The 22,380-nt window shown below is 44.1% G+C and carries 20 protein-coding genes; 18 read left to right on the top strand and 2 right to left on the bottom strand.

From position 1 onward, the window contains the following. The 11 genes from NSS80_RS16825 (at window position 1) to NSS80_RS16775 (ending at window position 11,690) form a co-directional block, all read left to right on the top strand. Window positions 1–1,023, top strand: coding sequence for a polysaccharide pyruvyl transferase family protein (locus tag NSS80_RS16825; RefSeq protein ID WP_317222506.1), 1,023 nt, complete (start codon window positions 1–3; stop codon window positions 1,021–1,023). A 28-nt stretch (window positions 1,024–1,051) separates the two neighbouring features. After that, on the top strand, window positions 1,052–2,566 hold the full coding sequence (locus tag NSS80_RS16820; RefSeq protein ID WP_317221823.1) for an MATE family efflux transporter: 1,515 nt from the start codon (window positions 1,052–1,054) through the stop codon (window positions 2,564–2,566). Window positions 2,567–2,586: 20 nt separating this feature from the next. Further along, the gene (locus tag NSS80_RS16815; protein WP_317221824.1) at window positions 2,587–3,180 is read left to right on the top strand and encodes a sugar transferase; all 594 of its coding nucleotides are present in this window, start codon (window positions 2,587–2,589) and stop codon (window positions 3,178–3,180) included. Next, window positions 3,143–3,829: an acetyltransferase gene (locus NSS80_RS16810; protein WP_317221825.1), complete on the top strand. Its 687-nt coding sequence runs from the start codon at window positions 3,143–3,145 to the stop codon at window positions 3,827–3,829. Before NSS80_RS16815 ends, NSS80_RS16810 begins: the two co-directional genes overlap by 38 nt. Further along, on the top strand, window positions 3,829–5,007 hold the full coding sequence (locus NSS80_RS16805) for an aminotransferase class I/II-fold pyridoxal phosphate-dependent enzyme (protein WP_317221826.1): 1,179 nt from the start codon (window positions 3,829–3,831) through the stop codon (window positions 5,005–5,007). Before NSS80_RS16810 ends, NSS80_RS16805 begins: the two co-directional genes overlap by 1 nt. Before the next feature lie 149 nt (window positions 5,008–5,156). Further along, entirely contained in the window at window positions 5,157–6,779 is a 1,623-nt protein-coding gene (gene nikA, locus NSS80_RS16800) for a nickel ABC transporter substrate-binding protein (protein ID WP_317221827.1), read from the top strand. A gap of 18 nt (window positions 6,780–6,797) precedes the next feature. Further along, the gene (gene nikB, locus NSS80_RS16795; RefSeq protein ID WP_061110100.1) at window positions 6,798–7,742 is read left to right on the top strand and encodes a nickel ABC transporter permease subunit NikB; all 945 of its coding nucleotides are present in this window, start codon (window positions 6,798–6,800) and stop codon (window positions 7,740–7,742) included. Then, complete coding sequence (gene nikC, locus NSS80_RS16790) at window positions 7,739–8,572, top strand: nickel ABC transporter permease subunit NikC (protein ID WP_317221828.1); 834 nt, start codon at window positions 7,739–7,741, stop codon at window positions 8,570–8,572. Before nikB ends, nikC begins: the two co-directional genes overlap by 4 nt. Window positions 8,573–8,576: 4 nt before the next feature. After that, window positions 8,577–9,392, top strand: coding sequence for a nickel import ATP-binding protein NikD (gene nikD / locus NSS80_RS16785; protein WP_252049819.1), 816 nt, complete (start codon window positions 8,577–8,579; stop codon window positions 9,390–9,392). Window positions 9,393–9,405: 13 nt separating this feature from the next. Then, window positions 9,406–10,221, top strand: coding sequence for a nickel import ATP-binding protein NikE (gene nikE / locus NSS80_RS16780; RefSeq protein ID WP_251232440.1), 816 nt, complete (start codon window positions 9,406–9,408; stop codon window positions 10,219–10,221). A gap of 143 nt (window positions 10,222–10,364) precedes the next feature. Then, a complete protein-coding gene (locus NSS80_RS16775; RefSeq protein WP_034280966.1) occupies window positions 10,365–11,690 on the top strand; it encodes an MATE family efflux transporter in 1,326 nt (441 codons plus the stop codon). A gap of 20 nt (window positions 11,691–11,710) precedes the next feature. Here the strand turns inward: NSS80_RS16775 and yvfG are convergent, their stop codons facing one another. Next, on the bottom strand, window positions 11,711–11,926 hold the full coding sequence (gene yvfG / locus NSS80_RS16770; RefSeq protein ID WP_024423509.1) for a protein YvfG: 216 nt from the start codon (window positions 11,924–11,926) through the stop codon (window positions 11,711–11,713). Window positions 11,927–11,996: 70 nt separating this feature from the next. On the opposite strand from yvfG, the gene rpoN reads away from it, so the two are divergent. Together rpoN and NSS80_RS16760 are read left to right on the top strand one after the other, a co-directional pair. Beyond that, window positions 11,997–13,295 (top strand): RNA polymerase factor sigma-54, encoded by a 1,299-nt coding sequence (gene rpoN, locus NSS80_RS16765; protein ID WP_111926754.1) that lies wholly within the window; start codon window positions 11,997–11,999, stop codon window positions 13,293–13,295. Between the two features lie 172 nt (window positions 13,296–13,467). After that, window positions 13,468–14,205 (top strand): FadR/GntR family transcriptional regulator, encoded by a 738-nt coding sequence (locus NSS80_RS16760; RefSeq protein ID WP_046313158.1) that lies wholly within the window; start codon window positions 13,468–13,470, stop codon window positions 14,203–14,205. A 30-nt stretch (window positions 14,206–14,235) separates the two neighbouring features. Here the strand turns inward: NSS80_RS16760 and NSS80_RS16755 are convergent, their stop codons facing one another. Further along, window positions 14,236–15,675, bottom strand: coding sequence for a sigma 54-interacting transcriptional regulator (locus tag NSS80_RS16755; RefSeq protein WP_251232441.1), 1,440 nt, complete (start codon window positions 15,673–15,675; stop codon window positions 14,236–14,238). Between the two features lie 209 nt (window positions 15,676–15,884). Here NSS80_RS16755 and NSS80_RS16750 point away from each other — a divergent pair, with 209 nt between their 5' ends. From NSS80_RS16750 to NSS80_RS16730, 5 genes are all read left to right on the top strand, one after another. After that, the gene (locus NSS80_RS16750; RefSeq protein WP_046313163.1) at window positions 15,885–17,078 is read left to right on the top strand and encodes an ornithine--oxo-acid transaminase; all 1,194 of its coding nucleotides are present in this window, start codon (window positions 15,885–15,887) and stop codon (window positions 17,076–17,078) included. 139 nt (window positions 17,079–17,217) lie between these two features. After that, window positions 17,218–18,591 carry an amino acid permease gene (locus NSS80_RS16745; protein ID WP_051149965.1) on the top strand — a complete coding sequence of 458 codons (1,374 nt, stop codon included), beginning with the start codon at window positions 17,218–17,220 and terminating at the stop codon, window positions 18,589–18,591. A 309-nt stretch (window positions 18,592–18,900) separates the two neighbouring features. Further along, on the top strand, window positions 18,901–19,938 hold the full coding sequence (locus tag NSS80_RS16740; RefSeq protein ID WP_034280955.1) for a sugar-binding transcriptional regulator: 1,038 nt from the start codon (window positions 18,901–18,903) through the stop codon (window positions 19,936–19,938). Between the two features lie 31 nt (window positions 19,939–19,969). After that, a complete protein-coding gene (gene gap, locus NSS80_RS16735) occupies window positions 19,970–20,977 on the top strand; it encodes a type I glyceraldehyde-3-phosphate dehydrogenase (protein WP_007500174.1) in 1,008 nt (335 codons plus the stop codon). Between the two features lie 213 nt (window positions 20,978–21,190). Beyond that, window positions 21,191–22,375 carry a phosphoglycerate kinase gene (locus NSS80_RS16730; protein ID WP_317221829.1) on the top strand — a complete coding sequence of 395 codons (1,185 nt, stop codon included), beginning with the start codon at window positions 21,191–21,193 and terminating at the stop codon, window positions 22,373–22,375. The last annotated feature ends 5 nt before the right edge of the window (window positions 22,376–22,380 follow it).

Below are 22,380 nucleotides of genomic sequence, written 5' to 3'. Positions count from 1 at the left end.
TTGACAGTGCAGCAATTGAAGGCAAAAACCGCAGAGTGGCTGCTCTTAAAGGTCAAATATCCGCTTGAGTATAAACTGAGCCGCCAAAGGCTGCCAGAGCTGAGTCATCAGAAGAAAATCATTCTCACGCTGCTGCCGGGCCATGATAATTTAGGGGATCATGCGATTGCCTATGCGAGTTTTTGTTTTTTAAAGAAACACTTTCCAGCCTATGACATCATAGAAGTGGACATGAAAGAGATCTACCGCCTTGCCCGTCCGCTAAAGCGCAGCCGGCATCCAGAAGACATCGTCTGTATGATCGGTGGGGGCAATATGGGGGATTTATACCGGTACGAAGAATGGACGAGACAATTTATCATCAAGACCTTCAAGTCCTATCCCATGATCCAGCTGCCTGCTACTGTACATTTTACAGAAACAAAGAGAGGGAAACGAGAGGAACGCCGTGCCATTCACACGTATAGTCAGCATCCAAGACTGCTCCTCATGGCAAGAGATCAAACAACCTATGAATGGATGAAGCAGCATTTTCCTGATCAAAATGTGTGGAAACAGCCTGATATGGTGCTGTCATTAGATGAATCATCAAAGGATGAAACACGTGAAGGGGTTCTGCTTTGTCTGCGTGAGGATCAAGAAGCATATCTCACAAAGGAGGAGCGCCAGCAGCTGCAGCAGCATATCCAAGAGACATATGATCAAGTCGGTTTGATCACAACGACAATTGGCAGACGAGTCGATCGAACAACTCGCTTAGAGGAGTTAACGTCTTTGTGGACGGAGTTAAAACAAGCGCAGGTCGTCGTGACAGATCGTCTGCATGGCATGATCTTTTGTGCGATCACTCATACACCGTGTGTTGTCCTTAGATCGTTTGATCATAAGGTGATGGAGGGATTTGAGTGGGTGGCTCACCTTCCGTTTATGACCCTTTTAAAAGAACCAAATGAGAACGCTGTGAAAGAGGCCGTTCATCAGCTGATGAAAACAAGCGGTCAAAAGGGAGAGGAAGCTGGATGAGGGCTCTTAAACGCTGCGTGAAAGCACAATGAATCGAGCGTTTCTTTATAATGCCAGTGCGAACTTAATCACGTTTGTCCTGATGATGCTTATGTCTGTTTGTTTAACACCTTATATTGTTCATACGCTTGGAGTGGAAGCATTCGGCTTAATCCATCTGACGCAAAATATGATCAACTATTTATCGGTCATTACGGCTTCGTTAAGTGCGGTTGTTGTGCGATTTTTTTCTGTGGCGGCTCATAAAGGAGAGATGGAGAAGGCGCAGCGCTATCTCGCTTCCTATTTCGTCAGTTCGTTTTTACTATCTATTAGTCTCTTTTTGCTTTGTCTTTTCGTGTCTCATCAGCTGGTTGAATGGCTTCATGTGCCTGTTCAACTCGCAAAAGACACACAGACCGCCTTTATTTTAGGGGGGCTTTTATTTATGCTCAATTTCGTCATGTCTGGCATTGGGGCTGCACCGTTTTATGCGAATAAGCTCTATGTATCAAGTATTGGACAGGCGATTCAAATGTTTTTGAGGGCGCTGATGATTGTCATCCTGTTTACATGGACGACACCAGCCATTTGGCATATCCCGCTTGCGGCCGTCATAGGAAGCTTAGCGGCTATGGGAATCGGTATCTATTATTTTAAGAAACTCATCCCTTGGTTTTCGTTTAAGTGGCGGCACGTCTCATTATCGTCTAGTCTCACTCTTGTTCGATCAGGGGTCTGGCATTCATTTGAGCAAATGGGGATTTTGTTGTTTTTACAAATTGATTTATTGATGACCAACTTGCTCATTGGAGCTGAAGCGACGGGCCAATATGCGGCAATTTTACAGTTTCCATTATTATTACGCACACTGGCAGGAACACTGGCCGTTGTGTTTGCACCAACGATCACGAAATTTTATTCGAATCAGGACAAAGAGGGACTCATTCAATATGCTGCAAACGCCATTAAGTGGAGCGGCTTATTTGTTGCGTTCCCAGCCGCACTTCTAGGAGGTCTCGCTGGTCCGCTCATGCTTTTATGGCTTGGGCCTGCTTTTGAGGAGCTGAAATGGCTTCTCATGATTCATGCGGCTTATTTATGTTTGACCTTGATGTTTTTACCGCTCACATATGTGCCGACCGTGTTTAATCGATTGAAAGTTCCTGCAGTTGTCACCCTTATATTAGGTGTGTCTAATGTGCTTTTTGCCTATGGATTGACTCATCTGCTACAGCTTGGTTTATATGGCATTGCATCAGCGGGGGCAATGGTTTTATTGATTAAAAATATTGTGTTTCTGCCATTTTATACGGCCAGGATCACGAATCAGAAACGCACTATCTTTTACAAGCATACACTGGTTCCACTTGCTGGAGGGCTATTTATTTGGGGCATCTCTGCGGGGATTCAGGCGGTATATAACGTGACTTCATGGTGGGAGCTGTTTTGTATTGGAGGGCTTTGTTTCATTCTCTATATGGGCTACTTGTATCTGTTTGCAGGAACGAAACGAGAGCGGATGCAGCTGATGCGTAAGGTAAAACATGCGGTCTCCCGCTAATATGAAAAGGAGATGCAATGATGAAAAGAATGATAGATGTGATGGTGGCATTGACGCTGCTCATCGCAGGCAGTCTTCTTTTTCTTCTCATCTATGGACTGATTAGATGGAAAATTGGAACGCCTGTGGTGTTTCGGCAGAAGCGGCCTGGTTTGTATGGCCGGCCTTTTATGCTATATAAATTTCGGACGATGACCGATGAACGCGATGAACATGGGGTGCTGCTGCCAGATCATCTGCGATTAACAAAAACCGGTGCCTTGATTCGAAAGCTTAGTCTTGATGAATTGCCGCAGCTTGTCAATGTACTCAAAGGAGAGCTTAGTCTTGTCGGGCCAAGACCGCTTTTAATGGAGTATTTGCCTATGTATACAGAAGAACAAGCAAGGCGTCATCTTGTGAAGCCCGGCATAACAGGATGGGCACAGGTGAACGGCCGGAACACGCTTTCCTGGGAGGAGAAATTCACCTATGACCTTTGGTATGTCGAGCATCAATCGTTTTGGCTCGATATGAAAATTTTATGGATGACCTTGCTGAAAGTCATGAAAACAGAGGGGGTGCAGCAGCCACATCATGCCACAGCTGAAAAATTCAAAGGAACCGATATGTGATAAGCAAACCATTGGTTTAATTGGGGCCGGCGGACATAGTAAAGTCATCCAGGATATCATTTTTGCGCATTCCGATTACTCATTATGTGCGGTGTTAGATGATCAATTTGAAGAGACGGTCACTCAAGGCGGGATTTTGTATGGACCGATCTCCGTGAGTGAGCAGCTGAGAGAGACAATGCCTCATATGAAATGGCTGATTGCGATCGGACAAAATGAAATCAGACAGCTCATCAAGGAACGCCTTTCATTTGAAGACACAGCATATGCCACACTGATTCACCCAGAGGCGGTTATGAGTCCGTCAGCTGTCATTGGAAGGGGGACTGTCGTGATGGCAAGGGCAGTGATTCAAGCAGATGCAGCCATCGGTGAGCATACGATTATCAATACAGGGTCTATCGTAGAGCATGACTGCAAACTCGAATCGTTTGTGCACCTGTCACCAGGCGCGGTTCTGACTGGCGGTGTATCCGTGCGGGATGGTGCCCATATTGGAGCTGGTGCCGTGGTGACACCCGGTACAACGATCGGAAGCTGGACGGTCATTGGCGCTGGAGCGGCAGTGACAAGAGATATACATGATCAGAAGGTCGCTGTAGGTATTCCTGCAACGGAAATCAAAGATCGGAGAGAAGGTGGGAAGTGATGAAAGAAAAGAAGCGAATTTACTTATCTCCTCCGCATATGAGCGGAAAAGAGTATCTAAAAATAGAGGAAGCTTTCAAGAGCAACTGGATTGCGCCGCTTGGACCGCTTGTGAATGAATTTGAACAGACAGTGGCGGACTATGCAGGAGTGAAGACAGGAGCGGCTTTATCCTCAGGAACAGCAGCGATTCACCTTGCTTTAAAGCTGATAGGTGTTCAAAAAGGAGACATTGTCTTTTGTTCCACCCTCACGTTTGTTGCAACAGCAAATCCGATTTTATATGAACAAGCGGAGCCCGTTTTTATTGATTCTGAAAGGGAGACATGGAATATGTGCCCGCTTGCTTTAGAGAAAGCCTTTGTTGAATCAAAACGTCTTGGGAAAAAACCCCGCGCGGTCATCGTTGTCCATTTATATGGGCAAAGTGCAAAAATGGACGAGATCATGGCTCTGTGCGAAGCATATGATGTACCAGTCATTGAGGATGCCGCTGAATCGTTAGGTGCGCTTTATAAAGGAAGAAAAAGCGGTTCAATGGGCAGGTTCGGTATCTATTCATTTAATGGAAATAAAATCATTACAACGTCAGGGGGCGGAATGCTTGTGAGTGATGATGAAGCTGCAATTGAACGATGCCGCTTTCTTGCTTCACAGGCCAGAGAACAAGCCATGCACTATGAGCATCAAGAGATGGGATACAACTATCGCATGAGCAACCTCTTAGCAGGTGTCGGGATTGCTCAAATGGAAGTGCTGGACGAGCGTGTTGAACAAAAGCGCCGCATTTTTCAGCGTTATCAGGATGCTTTATCAGAAGCAGACGGTCTTCATTTGATGCCAGAATATCAAGAAACGAAATCCAACCGCTGGCTGACGGCATTGACCATCGATCATGAGAAACAATTGTCTCCAGCCGATATCATTGGTGCTTTAGAAAAAGAACAAATCGAAGCAAGGCATGTATGGAAGCCGCTGCACCAGCAGCCGCTCTTTCGTCACTGCCCTTTTTATACTGCGGAAAAAGGAACTCCTGTATCTGAGCTGTTATTTGAGAGGGGGCTTTGTCTTCCGTCTGGAACGAGCATGACAGATGCAGATCAGGAACGTATCATCCATATACTCCATGACATGCTGCGAGAAAAAACATTTACCTCTTCACAGGCTGCTCATTCGTAAGCAGCCTGCCTCTCTTTCTATCAAATTCCTCAATTTATGGAATAAATCGGAATAAGTATTGTCATTTCGTTTCAAATATGATATTGACAACGGCTTCCTTCCTCCTTAAAATGAAAATGATTATCAGCATCAATTAGGAGGAGCAACTTATGTCTATTTGGAGAAATTTTCCGAAAATTAAAATAAATTCAGTATTACCATTCCTGCTTATTTTCTTTTTACTAGTAGGATGCTCTCAAACAAACAATGGAGCAGAAGGCAATAAGGATCATCCTGATATGATCACAATGGCGTGGCCAAGAGATATTGGTGAAATGAATCCACACGTATACAACCCATCACAATTATTTGCGCAATCAATGATTTATGAGCCATTGGTCAGCTATCAAAAGAATGGTAAGCTGAAACCTGAATTAGCGAAATCATGGGATGTTTCAAAGGATGGCAAGGTGTATACGTTCCATTTAAGAGACGGAGTGACTTTCTCAGACGGCTCTGAATTTAATGCGGACATTGTCAAAAAGAACTTCGATACAATTTTAAAAAATAAAGATTTACATAGCTGGTTAGGTGTCATTAAGAAAATCAAAAAGACAGAAGCCGTTGATAAAAAGACATTTAAACTCACATTAACAGCACCATATTATCCAACTGTGCAAGAATTAGCCGTTGTTCGTCCAGTTCGTTTCTTAGGTGAAGCAGGTTTCCCTAAAAACGGAGATACGTCAAAAGGAATTGAAAAACCAGTGGGGACAGGCCCTTGGGTTTTAAAAACATATAAGAAAGATGATTATGCCATTTTCGAACGAAACAATCATTATTGGGGAGAAAAACCAAAGGTAAAAGAAATCAAGGTAAAGGTCATCCCAGATGCGGAAACGAGAGTCATGGCATTTGAAAAAGGTGATGTGGATTTACTTTACGGAGAAGGAACCATTAGCCTTGATTCCTACAAACAGCTTGAGGCAAGCGGCAAGTATGAAACGAAAATGTCAGAGCCTGTTGCAACGAGACAGCTTGTTATGAACACAAAAGTGGATCAGCTGTCAGATGAGAAAGTGCGTCATGCCCTTCAATATGCCTTCAATAAAAAATCAATGGTAGAAGGGGTCACCTCAGGTTTAGAGGATGAAGCAGATCACATCCTGCCGACTAACATGCCGTATACGTCACACATTCAAGTGAAGTCTTTCAAATATGATGTGGACAAAGCCAAAGCATTGCTGGATGAAGCGGGCTGGACACTTCCAAAAGGAAAATCGGTTCGTGAAAAAGATGGGAAAAAGCTTGAGTTTAGTATGATGTATGACTCGGCGGAATCAATTCAAAAAGCGATGGCAGAAACGCTGCAAGCAGAATGGGCAGCCGTTGGTGTCGGCGTTAAGCTTGAGGGTGTGGATTTGGCCACACAGGTTCAGCGCTTTAAAGCCAATAAGTTTGATATGAACTTCTTTAGCAACTACGGAGCGCCGTATGATCCGCATACATTTATGAACGTTCTCTCATCAGATGGTTTTGGATTCAAAGAAGCCATTTCAGCCTACCCAAATAAGGAAAAGCTGATCAAAGAAATGACGGAAATTCCATCCACAACAAATGAAAAGAAACGCAAAGCACTGTATTCGTCTGTCTTATCCTCTTTACAGGATCAAGGGGCAATTGTGCCAATCTCTTATTTTAAAAAGACAGCCGTTTATCAAAAAGCTGTGAAGGACTTTGAATTCCCTGCAAATCGTGATGAACATCCTTTCACAGGCATTAAGCTGAAGTAACAGAAGGAAGGTAAGGAAATGGGCCGCTATATCGTCAAACGAGTGCTATCAATTATTCCTGTATTTTTATTAGCTACACTGCTCACAACTGGTATGATTCACCTCTCGCCAGTTGACCCGGCTGAGGCATATTTAGCAGCGGCTCATATCCAGCCTACGGATGAAATATTAGCGCAAAAACGAAGTGAATTTGGCTTAGATGAGCCATTTTATATGCAGTATCTTCATACCATTGAAAAAGTCATTCACCTTGATTTCGGCCAGTCGTATATGTCCAATCAGCCTGTCGTTGATGAGGTGATTTATCGAATACCGGCGACGATTCAATTGGCGCTTACCAGTCTGCTGATCGCTATTTGTGTCAGCATTCCGCTCGGCTTTTTCAGCGGCATGAGGAAAAATGGTGCCGTGGATCATGTGAGCCGGCTCATTTCTTTCTTAGGAGCATCTATCCCGACGTTTGTCTTGGGGTATTTGCTCATCTTCTTTTTTTCAGTGAAGCTTGACCTCTTACCAGTTGAAGGGATTGGAACATGGGAGCATCTCATTCTGCCGTCGATCACACTGGCAGTCCCTTTAATTGCTACGTATACAAGGCTGTTACGGTCAAGTGTGAGTGAGGCGCTTCAAGAGCCTTTCGTTCAATATGCGAGAATTAGAGGATTGAAGGAACAATCGATCATGTTCAAGCATGTGTTCAGAATGGCGATATCGCCGATGCTGACCGGACTTGGGGTGAACCTTGGCAAGCTCTTGACCGGAACCATTATTGTAGAGGCTGTTTTCTCATGGCCGGGGTTTGGCCGCTTTTTTATTGAAGCGATCTTTAACCGGGATCTGCCTGTCATTCAATTTTATGTCCTCATGTCAGCCTGTATTTTTATCTTGAGCAGCTTGATCGTTGACTTAGTTCAGCTGATCATTGACCCCCGTATTTCTAGAAAGGAAGGCCGCCAGCAATGATGACAAAAGTAAAACATCTCTTCGCTCATCAAAAGATGATCTCGATCTGCGCCCTGCTGCTCGGTCTCCTGCTGATTGTGACAATATGTGCACCATGGATCGCTCCGCATGATCCGGTAGCTGTCAATCTAGCGATGAAGCTAAAGGGGTCTTCGTGGGAGTATCCTCTTGGGACAGATCAATTAGGGCGATGCAATTTATCTCGTATTTTATATGGTGCGCGCGTTTCGCTCGGCTGTGCGTTATTAATCTTTCTTTCTTCGTTATTCATTGGTTTAATTGTCGGCCTGTTTTCAGGATACAAAGGCGGCTGGATCGATCACGTATTGATGAGAATCTGTGACGGCGTCATGGCATTTCCAAACCTTGTGCTGATCCTTGGATTAGTCGGCATCTTCGGTCCGGGACTTTCTCAAGTCGTACTTGCCTTGATGCTAGTGCAATGGGTGTATTATGCCCGCGTCTTCCGAGGAATGGTGCTCAGTTTAAAAGAACAGAACTTTATTGCAGCTGCGAAGATCAGTGGAACCTCGCACTGGAACATTATGAGAAAGCATATGATTCCCAATGTCCTGCCGCCATTAGCAGTCATTGGAACACTTGAAATGGCCTGGGCGATTATGGACATTTCTGCGATGTCTTTCCTCGGATTAGGGGTTCAGCCTCCTATGCCTGAATGGGGAGCGATGATTCATGAAGGGAAATCTTACATTCAAACGAATCCTCAGTTAATGCTGTACCCAGGTCTTGTGATCATGGCTGTGGTGGTTCTGTTTAATTTACTAGGAGAAGCCCTTTCAGAGAAATATGGCATCAAACGCCGTGTGTAAAGGAATGATCAATGTGCAAGAGTCCATTTTACAAGTAGAGAACCTGCATGTGCAGACGAAAACACCTCAAGGGACAGCCCCTCTTATTCAAGAAGTCTCGTTTGAAGTAGGGCGCGGTCAAATCCTTGGATTAATTGGTGAGAGCGGCTGCGGGAAAACAGTGACAAGTATGTCGATCTTGCGTATGCTTGATCGAAAAACAACGGAAGTCACTGGCAGTATCACATTACAGGGACGAGAATTGATCGGTATAAGTGAAAAGGATATGCGTTCCATTCGGGGCAAAAACATCTCGTATATTATGCAAAATCCAATGAACAGCTTTACGCCGGTATGGACAATCGGCCATCAGCTGGTTGAAACGATCCGCCGGCATACGGCTGTCAGTAAAAGGCAGGCACGATCACAGGCAATAGATGCGTTAGCGAAAATGAATCTGCCGCAGCCAGACCAACTGTTCAATAAGTATCCTTTTGAATTAAGCGGAGGGATGCTGCAGCGTGTCATGATCGCCATGGCTGCCTGTATGCACCCGCCCCTCATCATTGCAGATGAGCCGACAACTGCATTAGATGTACACAATCAGAAACGGGTGCTTCAGCATCTGAACCAAATTCGTCATGAACATGGAACGGCCATTTTACTCATTACGCACGATCTTGGTGTCATTGCTGAAATGGCAGATCAAGTTGTCGTCATGAAACAAGGAGAAATAGTTGAAAAGGCGGGAGTTCTTGAACTTTTTGAACAACCAAAGCATGATTATACAAAAAAACTATTAGCAGCTCGTCCATCCATCCCAGCTGTTTGTCCGATTTGAGGTGAGAAGTCCCTTGCATTTATTAGAAGTGAAAGCAGTCAGTCATGCATACAACAGCCGGTCGTTTCTAATGAGAAATAAAGGCGCAGCTCCTGTCCTGAAAAGCGTCGATTTAACTATTGAAGAAGGCACCTGCCTTGGGCTGCTGGGACAAAGCGGCGCAGGAAAAAGTACACTTGGCCGCATCATACTTGGTTTAGAGAAACCAAGAGCTGGACAGGTTCTTTTTGAAGGTCAGGATGTCTATCGTGCAGATCAGCCAACACGTAAGCATTTTCGCCGGCATGTGCAAGCGGTGTTTCAGGATTCCTATTCGGCGGTAAATCCAAGGTGGACAGTCGAACAAATTTTATCTGAGCCGCTTGAAAACTATGAATCTATGAGCCGGAAGGAACGTAAAAACATACTGATTCACTGGCTGGAAAGAGTCGGGCTCGGTGAAAAGGATTTGTCTAAATATCCGCACCAATTCAGCGGCGGCCAGCTGCAAAGGATCAACATCGCTAGAGCCTTATTGCTCCAGCCAAAGCTCATTGTACTTGATGAATCTGTCAGCAGCTTAGACATGGTCACACAGGCTGTCATTTTAGATTTATTAGTAGAATTAAAGAAGGAGCTGGGTGTGGCTTACTTATTTATTACACATGATATAACAGCAGCCTATCACTTATGTGATCAATTGGCGATTCTTGATCAAGGAGAGCTTGCTGCCCAGTTTCAATCAAAGGATGATTTTTTTTCATCAGAAAAGGAAGCGGTGCGGAAAATGAGAAATGCAATGCTCGCAGACCATCCTTTGTCACGAACGATTGGCAGACCGGTTCGGTAAAACTTCATTTTATCAATACCTCAGCGTGTAGGTCTCAAGCTGAAAAAAAGACAAAGGGCGAAAAGAAAGATTTTAGCCCTTTGCGAGCAATCTGCGCCTCTTTTAGGAAAGAGGCTATTTTTCATGAAAGGAAGGCGGCAGCGATGAACCATCGAGCGTATTTGGCTTTGGCTATTCCTTTAACAATTTCAACGATGACCACTCCATTACTTGGAGCTGTTGATACAGCGGTTGTCGGTCAGCTCGCAAATCCCGCTTACATTGGAGGCGTTGCGGTCGGCAGTCTCATTTTCAGTACATTATATTGGCTGTTTGGTTTTTTGCGGGTCAGTACATCTGCTTTTGCCGCCCAGGCAAACGGAGCGCAGAATGAGGAACTAGGCGTTCTTGCTTTTCTAAGACCTTTTTTCGTCGCCGTCATCGTCGGACTTTGTTTTATTGCTCTGCAATGGCCGATCATTCAATCTGCTTTTCTAGTCATCTCTCCTGATGCTGATGTCCGTCAATTTGCCGCAGACTATTTTCATATTCGCATTTGGGGAGCGCCATTTACTTTAATGAATTATGTCATATTGGGCTGGCTGATGGGGATGGCAAAAATGAAAGAAGCTCTTTCATTACAAATCTTGATCAATGTCATGAATATGGCGCTCGCATTTCTGCTTGTTCATGTGTTTTCGTTTGCAGTCAAAGGAGTTGCGGCTGCGACATTGATATCTGAACTAACCGCTTTTGTGTTAGGGGCATGGATCATCATGAAGCATTCGTCAAACGGATTCCAGATGCCTTCCATTAAGAAAATCATGGATACACAGGCAGTGCAGAAAATGTTTCATGTGAATAAGGATTTGTTTATTCGTACGATCTGTCTGCTAGTGGTCATCAACATGTTTACCGCAAAAGGTGCTTCTTTTGGTACAGAGCTGCTGGCAGCCAATGCCATCTTATTTCAAATTCACTACATCATGGCTTATTTGTTCGATGGTTTTGCCAATGCGTCCAGCATCCTTGTTGGCCGATCAGTTGGTGCAAATGACCGCACCCTCTATGAAAGAACCTTAACCCTTTCAAGGCAGTGGGCACTTGTCATGGCATGTGTCATTGCGGCGGTTTATTTTTTATTAAAAGAGCCGATATTGAGCTTGTTTACAAATCTCCCTCAGCTGCTTGATGTGACATTACACTATGCAGACTGGCTTGTTCTTTATCCATTTGCAGCTTGCTTCGGATTGGTCATTTACGGCGTATTTACAGGTGCGACAGAAATTGCCCCTGTTAGAAACTCGATGCTGTTTGCGATGATTTTGTTTATCGTCGTTCAAACCGCGGTCACGCCTATTTGGCACAATCATGGCCTATGGTTTGCTTTTATCATCTATACTGTAGGGCGGTCTGGCTTTTTGATGATGTATAAATCGAGGCTGGATCAGAAACTTTTCGCATATGATAAACACCCTTTGCCATCTTGACAAAGGGTGTTCTTTTTCGTTCATTCGCTTTCTTTTTTCACCTTTTGATAGGCTTCATCAAGATGCTGAATTCGCTTCAATACAACCGCATTTTTGGTCAGCTGGTCTTGAACAAGCGTTGACACCACTGAGCGGTAATAGGCATTCATGGCATGAACCTTGTCTTCATTTTGGTTCATGGCGATGTGCTGCTTCAAGTTGTCGACAAAGTATGGAACGGAAAAAAGTTCAGACATAGAAATCACTCCTATTTCGTATATACGGTCCGTCAATCTTCATGTAAAATGATGAGAGGGAGGGGAGACAATGAGCCTTAAACTGCAACAAGAACAGGTATTAAAGCAGGTGCTCACACCAGAACTCAGGCAGGCCATTACGCTGCTGCAGCTGAATTGCACAGAGCTCGGCGAGTATCTTGACCAGTTAGCACTTGAGAACCCTCTGATTGAGCGGAAAGACACGGACAGCTACCAACCAGTTTATCATAAAAAATCACACGATCGAATGACAGAGCCGTATCGAACGCATCAAAAAGAAAGCCTGCAAATGTTTTTAAAGAGACAGGCGATTGATTTAAATTTAAGTGAAAAGAATCAAAGAATCTTCTACTTTATGATTGAGTCCATTGATTCCAATGGCTATCTAAATGAACCGATTGACGCAATGGCAGCTGTCTTAGAGGTCCCAGCTGAAGAAGTAGAAGCTGTCCTTCATCAGCTGCAATCCCTAGAGCCTGCCGGTATTGGCGCAAGATCATTGCAGGAATGTATCCTCCTTCAACTGAGAAGAAAAAAGGAACGCTGGTATGAAGCCGAGCTGATCATCGAAGAGCATTTCTTTCTTTTTGCCAGAAAGGCTTGGAAGGAAATTGCGGCGAAAACAGGTGTTTCAATGAAAACACTCCAAGCGGTACAAGATGTAGTGTCTCAGCTTGAACCAAGACCAGGCCTTCATTTCTCATATGATGAAGAGCATCTGTATATAGAGCCTGATGTGACGATTACTGTGATGCAGGATCACATCACATTTGAGCTGAATCAGCGCGCTTTTCCAGACGTTGAAATGAATGAAGGCTACTTCGCCATGATTCAAGAACAAAAGCGGCATGAAGCATACACGTATTTAAAGGAAAAAGAGCAGCAGTACAATTGGCTTGTCCAAGCGCTGAAGCAAAGAAAGCAAACGATGACTCATGTCGTTCGTGAGATTATCTCACATCAGACAGATTTTTTCCTAACAGGGAAACATAAAATGAAACCGCTTACGATGAAGCGGATCGCAGATATACTGCAAGTGCATGAGTCAACAGTCAGCCGGACTGTAAAAGGGAAAATGGTGCAAACCCCTTATGGTCTCATGGAAATGAAACAATTTTTCCAAGCAAAATTAGAAGGGCATTCACTAGAAGAGGCGTCCAGCTACACTGTCAAAACGCACATTGCAGAGCTCATCCAAACGGAAAATAAGAAAAAACCGTATTCAGATCAGCAAATCATGACGCTGCTTCAGCAAACCTTTGGCATCCGGGCGTCACGCAGAACCATTGCAAAATATCGCGAACAAATGAATCTTCCGTCCTCTACGCTGCGGAAGCGATACGATTAAAAAGAAGTACTTGCCAGAACATGGCACGTGCTTCTTTTTTTGTTGAAAGCAAGGCAGCCCGAAGATTTCTTGAAAATTAAAGAGGGGAGACGTGTGATCGGAAATTTTGGGGTAAAGTATAAGATAGGGCATGAGCCGATAGGGATAGACAACAGTGATGAGGTGAGACCAATTGAAATATAAACAAATCAAAACGAAAAAAATATATGAAGAAATTGCGGATGCATTAATTGAATCCATTCGTACAGGTGAGCTTCTTCCGGGGGAAAAATTAGATTCGGTTCAAGCGCTCTCAGAAAGCTTTCAAGTCAGCCGTTCTGCTGTAAGAGAGGCGCTGTCTGCTCTCAAAGCGATCGGATTAATAGAGATGAAGCAAGGGGAAGGTACATATGTGAAGCAGTTCGATCCTGAACAGCTCACATTTAGTCTGTCTCCTGCCTTTTTGATGAAGCAGCATGATGTCACGCAGCTCCTTGAATTAAGGACCATTATTGAGACGGGTGCTGTCAAAAAGGCAGCGCTGCTCCGAACGGACGATGACCTTCATCAGCTGCGTGAGGCACTCGAACAAATGAAACTCGCAGAAGCACATAAAGAAACTGGTGAAGAGGCAGACCTCTCCTTCCATCTCGCCATAGCCACAGCCTCAAAGAATGATTTATTAAAAGCATTAATGAATCAGGTCTCCACCTTGCTGGTAGAAACGATGCGTGAGACGAGAAAAGCCGTCTTGTTTTCAAAAAAAGCCTCCATTCGGCAGCTTTACAAAGAACATGAACACATTTACAAAGCCGTCTTGGCAAGACAGCCAGAAGAAGCAGAAAGAGCGATGCTCACGCATTTAAAAAATGTAGAAAAACTGCTGAGTGACGTGATTCAAGAACCGGCAGAAGAGTCAGAACCACAGTAAGCTGTGCCGAATAAGGGCACAGCTCTATTATTAACGAGAAATATGCAGCTTTTTCATGCGATATTGCAGACTTTGCCTGCTCATGCCCAGTATCTTTGCAGTCTGTGAAATATTATCGTCCATTTTTTCTAAGTAATGGACGATGTATTGTTTTTCGAATCGTTCCATTTGGGTTTGAAAATCAGTCGTATGTTCTTGGCTTGTATAAATAAACGTGTCAGCTGCTGCGGTATGCTGCAAAGGATTCGTCTGTAATTGCGCTGCAGGGCGCCCTTCCCCATGCTTAAATCTAAAATGATATGGAAGGTGATGCAGGCTTAAGTAATCCTCATCCATCATCATATTCATCCCCGCTTCAATCACATGCTCCAGTTCTCGTACATTACCCGGCCAATCATACGCTTGAAAAAGGGCTAGTACCTCTTCGTCAGCCGCTTTCACCTTCATTCGAAACAGCTCATTATATTTTTGAATAAAATGACTGACAAACGTAGGAATGTCTTCTTTTCGCTCAGAAAGCGGCGGAATAAATAAGGTGACAATACCCAGCCGGTAAAATAAATCCTTGCGCATGCGTCCGCCTGCGATTGCATCTACAGGATCCTCATTCATATTGGCAATGACTCTTACATCAACAGCGATTTCTTTTGTGCTGCCAAGCCTTCTCACACGTTTCTCCTGTAATACACGCAGCAGTTTTGCTTGAAGACCAGGATTTAATGAGTTGATCTCATCAAGCAGCAGTGTACCTCCCTGCGCCTGTTCAAATAAGCCGGGCTGATCAGTTGCGCCTGTAAAAGCCCCTTTTTGTGTACCAAAGAGCAGACTTTCAATGAGATTATCAGGCAGTGCCGCGCAATTCTGGGTAATAAATGGTCCAGATGACCGGCTGCTGCCGTTATGAATGCTTTGCGCAAATAGTTCTTTTCCTGTCCCTGTTTCTCCAACAATGAGCACATAGGAAGAGGTGCGTGTCGCTCGTTTTGCATGCTCAATCACCTCTAAAAACGCAGGACTTTGTCCAATAATGGAATCAAAGGTAAAGCGTGTGCTTCCTTTTTTCTTCATATTGTGGTGGATCAGCCGTTCCAGCTTGGTCACATCATTCGAAATTTCAACCGCTCCTTGGATGAGGCCGTCTCGAACGAGCGGGTATGTATGATTAATCGTTGTGATTTCTTTTCCGTTGTAATTATGATACGTCTGCTTTGCATGAACGGTTTGTTTCCCAGTACGCAGCGCTTGGACAAGCGTACTGTGCATGTCGTCTTGGAAGACGAAGAGGTCTAATACATTTTTATGGAGAACATCAGAGCGTTTCAAAGACTCAATCTCCATCATTTTTTTATTATAGACAACAGTGTTGCCATTCTCGTCAATTGCATGAACCCCGACATCTATTAAATCGAGCATTTGTTTATACAGATCAATCTCATTTTCGAGCTTTGCAGTATACGAATCTTCTTTCATTGCGCCACCTCCAGACGTTACCTCTATTTTACATGAAAAATTTTGCGGTTTCCTCTAAAAAATTTGGCAGATGCAAAAATATTTTGCATAAAAAACCAGATCAATCACCGCCATAATGCAGGCAGAAAGTTGGCACGATCCTTGCATATCATATGTGTGTAGATGAACCTAATGAAAAAGAGGCTAGCTTATAGAAGGAGGAATAGACGATGAAACAGACAAATGAATTGATTCAACAAACCGAACAATACGGTGCGGCAAACTATCATCCGCTGCCAATTGTGATTTCAGAGGCTGAAGGGGTTTGGGTGACAGACCCTGAAGGCAATCGATATATGGATATGCTGAGTGCATATTCCGCAGTGAACCAAGGGCATCGCCATCCCCGCATTATTGAGGCGCTCAAAAAACAGGCAGACCGGGTAACACTGACCTCAAGAGCTTTTCACAATGATCAGCTTGGTCCTTGGTATGAGAAAATTTGTCAACTGACGAATAAAGAGATGGCACTCCCGATGAATACTGGAGCTGAGGCTGTAGAAACAGCTGTCAAAGCAGCAAGACGCTGGGGCTATGACGTCAAGGGAATCGAAGACAATCGCGCAGAAATCATTGCGTGCGTCGGTAACTTCCATGGCAGAACGATGACGGCTGTTTCCCTTTCTTCTGAAGCAGAATATCAAAGAGGTTTCGGTCCAATGCTTCCAGGCATTAAATTGATTCCTTATGGAGATATTGAAGCGTTACGTGAAGCCATCACACCACAAACTGCGGCTTTTCTGATCGAACCTATTCAAGGAGAAGCGGGAATTGTCATGCCGCCAGAAGGCTTCTTGAAGGAAGCGAAGGCGCTTTGTGAAAAGGAACATGTGCTGTTCATTGCGGATGAAATTCAGGTTGGATTAGCGCGAACAGGAAAGATGTTTGCATGTGACTGGGAAGACATTGAGCCAGATATGCTGATTCTAGGGAAAGCTTTAGGCGGCGGTGTATTCCCAATCTCGTGTGTGGTCGCAAACCGCGATATATTAGGTGTGTTTAACCCTGGATCTCACGGCTCTACCTTCGGCGGAAATCCTCTTGCGTGTGCGGTATCGCTGGCTGCACTGGATGTCTTAATCGACGAAAACCTTGCAGCGCGTTCTATGGAGCTTGGCGAATACTTAAAAGACAAACTCACGCGCATTCAAAGTCCTGTCATCAAAGAAGTGCGCGGCCGCGGATTATTTATCGGCATGGAGCTGACAGAGGCAGCGAGACCTTATTGTGAAAAGCTGAAACAAGCAGGGCTGTTATGTAAGGAAACCCATGAGACCGTCATCCGCTTTGCACCGCCTCTCACGATATCTAAAGAAGATTTAGACTGGGCGATTGGTCATATTGAAGCATTATTTCAAGCATAAATGTCAAAGGGGGAGAAACCTTCACTTTCTCCCTTTCTCTTTCAACGAACAGCGAATTTTGTCAAAGGATGATGAATAGAAGAGTGAAAGTGGGGAAGCGGATTTGAACCAAGAACAGCATAATGAACTAGAACGTTCCATGAAAAGCAGGCATCTCTTTATGATTGCCTTAGGCGGCGTCATTGGTACTGGTCTTTTCCTTGGGTCAGGACTCATTATCCATCAGGCTGGACCCGGGGGAGCCATTCTATCCTTTATCATTGGCGGATTGTTAATGTATTTGGTGATGCTCTGTCTTGGAGAATTAGCAGTGGCGATGCCGACAGCGGGTTCCTTTCAGGAGTATGCAACCAAATATATAGGTCCGTCCACAGGCTTTATGATCGGCTGGCTTTATTGGTTTAGCTGGGCATGTACAATAGGACTGGAGTTTACGTCAGCAGGCATTTTGCTCCAAAGGTGGTTCCCAGATATCCCTGTTTGGCTGTGGTGTCTTGCGTTTAGCGTGATTTTATTTGCCGTGAATGCCATCTCAGCTCGCAGCTTCGCTGAAACCGAGTTTTGGTTTTCAGCCATTAAGGTCGCTGCCATCCTATTATTTATTATCATTGGAATTGGCGCAATTTTCGGAATGATTCATTTGAAAGATGGAGAACCAGCTCCTCTATTTCGTCATTTGACGGATCATGGCGGACTATTTCCTAACGGCGTTTTTGCTATTTTATTAACCATGGTCACGGTCAATTTCTCCTTTCAAGGAACAGAACTTGTAGGGATTGCCGCAGGAGAGAGTGAAAGCCCTGAAAAAACATTGCCGCGATCTATACGAAATATTATTTGGAGAACGATGGTCTTTTTCGTTTTATCCATTGCGGTTCTGGCCGCACTTCTTCCGTGGCAGACAGCAGGCACCGTCGACAGCCCGTTTGTCGTCGTGCTGGACAAGGTCGGTATACCGTATGCTGCAGATATCATGAATTTTATCATCATCACAGCGGTCTTATCTGTAGCAAACTCTGGATTATATGCATCATCACGTATGCTTTGGGCACTGTCGAAAGACGGGAAAGGACCTGACTTTACGAAAAAGCTGTCCAAGCGTAAAATTCCGATCAATGCACTATTGGTCACAATGGGCGTATCTGCACTATCTCTGCTGACAAGTGTTGTGGCACCAAAAACGGTGTATGTGTGGCTCATTTCTATTTCTGGTATGGTTCTTGTTGTGGTGTGGATGTCTATTTGCTTGTCCCAGTATTTCTTTAGAAAACAATTCATAAAGGCGGGCGGAGATGTAAAGGATCTCGTCTTCCGAACACCGCTCTATCCATTTGTCCCATTAGCAGGCTTTATCGCATTTGGCATTGTCCTCATCAGCTTGTTTTTTATCGAGGATCAGCGGATCGGTCTTTATTGCGGAATTCCGTTCATGGCTGCCTGTTACATCATTTATTATCTCAAAATCAAACCGAAAGAAGAGGCAAAACAGTTTGGAACCATCACAAAAACATAAGCAAATCCTGAAAAAAATGTGCATGCTGATCTCACCAGCATGCACATTTTGCATCGTGAATACATTCTATATAAAAGAAAATAAATATTTTGAAAAGAAATATCATAGCAAGAACCTTGATGACAAGCAGGTTATCGGTGAAAATGTGTCTATTTTTTGTCTAAATGTGTTTGTAAGAGTTGAAAATGCAAGATTATCCTGTTAAAATAATTAAAGAAAGCAGGGATTGATTTTTTTTGGCTGTGGCGGGACGTTTTTTGTCACAGTGGGACGTTTTTGGTCCAACGTGAAAAGAAAGGGTCGTTAGCCATGAATCATTTATTGGAAGCTCAAAAAAAATTATTGCCAGATCTTCTCATTGTTATGCAAAAACGCTACGACATTTTGCAGTACATCAGATTAGCTGAACCAATTGGCCGCAGAAGCCTTGCGACGAGTCTTGGTCTCAGCGAGCGCATCTTACGTGCTGAAGTTCAGTTTTTAAAAGAACAAAATCTGCTGGATGTCAAAACGAGCGGCATGATGCTGACGAGTGAGGGTCACGCTTTGCTTGAAATGCTTGAAGGAATGATGAAGGACGTTTTAGGTTTAACCTTTTTGGAAAATACATTAAAGAGAAAGTTAGGCCTGGAAGAAGTCATGATCGTTTCTGGTGACAGTGACGAATCCCCGTGGGTGAAGCAAGAAATGGGAAGAGCTGCTGTCCAATGCATGAAAAAAAGGTTTACTGGAAATAATATCGTCGCCGTCACTGGCGGAACGACGATGGAAGCCGTTGCCGAAATGATGACCCCTGATGCCAAAAACCGCGATATGATGTTTGTCCCTGCGAGAGGCGGTCTTGGGGAGAATGTAAAAAATCAGGCAAACACCATTTGTGCCCACATGGCTGAAAAAGCTTCCGGTACTTACAAACTGCTGTTTGTTCCAGGGCAGCTGTCAGAAGGTGCTTACTCTTCCATTATTGAAGAGCCGTCCGTCAAAGAAGTGCTTCAAACGATTAAATCGTCCACGATGCTTATTCATGGTATTGGTGAAGCAAAAACAATGGCGATGAGACGAAATACACCAGCTGAAGATTTAAAAAAGATTGATGAGCATGACGCAGTGACAGAGGCCTTTGGCTATTACTTTAATCGTGATGGTGAGGTCGTACACAAAGTGCACTCCGTCGGTATGCAGCTAGATGATCTAGAAAGCATTCCACACATCATTGCTGTTGCAGGTGGATCATCAAAGGCGGGGGCGATTGAAGCTTATTTCAAAAAACCGCGCCGAACGGTTCTCGTCACAGACGAAGGAGCCGCAAAAGAGTTATTAAGGGAGTCAATTGATCCCTCAATATAAAACATTGTGACCTATAAAAGGAGGAAACATCATGGCAGTAAAAGTCGGTATTAACGGATTTGGACGTATTGGACGTAACGTATTTCGTGCAGCATTAAATAATCCTGAAGTTGAGGTAGTAGCGGTTAACGATCTAACAGATGCTAACATGCTTGCACACCTTTTACAATATGACTCTGTTCACGGAAAACTAGATGCAGAGGTTTCTGTAGACGGTACAAACTTAGTAGTGAACGGTAAAACAATCGAAGTATCAGCTGAGCGTGACCCTGCGAAATTAAGCTGGGGTAAACAAGGCGTAGAAATCGTTGTTGAATCTACTGGATTCTTCACAAAACGTGCAGACGCTGCGAAACACTTAGAAGCTGGCGCTAAAAAAGTCATCATCTCTGCTCCTGCTAACGAAGAAGATATCACAATCGTTATGGGTGTAAACGAAGACAAATACGATGCAGCTAGCCACGATGTCATCTCTAATGCATCTTGTACGACAAACTGCTTAGCTCCATTTGCAAAAGTACTTAACGATAAATTTGGTATCAAACGCGGTATGATGACAACTGTTCACTCATACACAAATGACCAGCAAATTCTTGATCTTCCGCACAAAGACTACCGTCGTGCTCGTGCAGCTGCGGAAAACATCATCCCAACTTCTACAGGTGCTGCGAAAGCTGTTTCACTTGTATTGCCTGAACTTAAAGGTAAATTAAACGGTGGCGCTATGCGTGTTCCAACACCTAACGTTTCTTTAGTTGACCTTGTGGCTGAATTAAACCAAGATGTAACAGCTGAAGACGTAAATGCAGCACTTAAAGAAGCAGCTGAAGGAGAACTTAAAGGAATCCTTGGCTACAGCGAAGAGCCATTAGTATCTGGTGACTACAATGGTAATGCAAACTCTTCAACAATCGATGCTCTTTCTACAATGGTAATGGAAGGCAGCATGGTGAAAGTGATTTCTTGGTACGATAACGAGAGCGGATATTCTCACCGCGTTGTTGACCTTGCAGCTTACATTGCAAAACAAGGTCTTTAATTTCTCACACTGAAGGAACTCACTTGGTTCTTTCCTAGAGACACGATATAATGAAGACGGACAAGGGAAGGGGAAGCATCCCTTTCCCTTTTTCTCTGTTTTTATCCGTTCTGCACGATTTCTCGTTTTGATGAGGGCAAAATGGGAAAAGGATAAAGAGAGTCTTGTCCAATGCGTAAGGAAACCAGAATAAAGGAGGATCTCCTGACGAGCATGAATAAGAAATCAGTAAAAGACATTGACGTAAAAGGTAAAGTTGTGTTCTGCCGCGTAGATTTTAACGTTCCGATGAAGGACGGAGAAGTGACGGATGATACTCGTATCCGCGCAGCATTACCAACAATTGAGTATTTAACAGGACAAGGCGCAAAGGTACTGCTAGCTAGTCATTTGGGTCGTCCGAAGGGTCAAGTTACTGAAGAACTGCGTCTGACACCTGTGGCAAAACGTCTGCAAAAGCTTCTTGGAAAAGAAGTGAAAAAAGCAGATGAAGCTTACGGCGACAACGTGAAAAAGCAAATCTCTGACTTAAAAGAAGGAGATGTGCTAGTGCTTGAAAACGTTCGTTTCTATCCTGGTGAAGAAAAGAACGATCCTGAATTATCAAAAGCATTTGCTGATTTAGCCGATGTGTATGTCAATGATGCGTTCGGTGCTGCACACCGTGCACATGCATCGACAGCTGGTATTGCAGCTTATCTTCCGGCTGTTTCAGGCTTCCTCATGCAAAAAGAGCTTGAGGTTTTAGGAAAAGCCATTTCAAACCCTGATCGCCCATTTACAGCGATTATCGGCGGCGCAAAAGTAAAGGATAAAATCGGTGTGATTGAAAGTCTTCTTGATAAAGTGGACAACCTCATCATCGGCGGCGGACTTGCTTACACATTTGTGAAAGCACTTGGCCACGAGGTAGGGAAATCTCTATTAGAAGAAGACAAAGTAGATTTAGCGAAATCCTTTATGGACCGTGCAAAGGAAAAAGGCGTGAACTTCCTGATTCCAACAGATGTTCTGGTAGCCGACGACTTTTCAAATGATGCGAATACAAGCATTGTGCCAATCTCTGAAATTCCAAGTGATCTAGAAGCACTTGATATTGGAACAGAGACAAGAGAAAAGTATGCTGACGTTATTAAAAACAGCAAACTTGTTGTCTGGAACGGACCAATGGGTGTATTTGAAATCGATGCATTCGCTAAAGGAACAAAAGCTATCGCAGAAGCACTGGCAGAAGCAAAAGATACATATTCTGTCATTGGCGGTGGAGATTCAGCAGCAGCTGTTGAGAAATTTGGTCTTGCCGATCAGATGAGCCATATTTCTACAGGCGGCGGCGCTTCACTTGAATTTATGGAAGGCAAAGAACTTCCTGGTGTTACTGCATTAAACGATAAATAAGACCA

It is taken from the genome of Bacillus sp. FSL M8-0350 (genome assembly GCF_038593345.1).
Taxonomy (GTDB): Bacteria; Bacillota; Bacilli; order Bacillales; family Bacillaceae; genus Bacillus; species Bacillus safensis.
The sequence above is the reverse complement of the archived record's forward strand: the minus strand, read 5'-3'. Positions and strand labels throughout refer to the sequence as shown.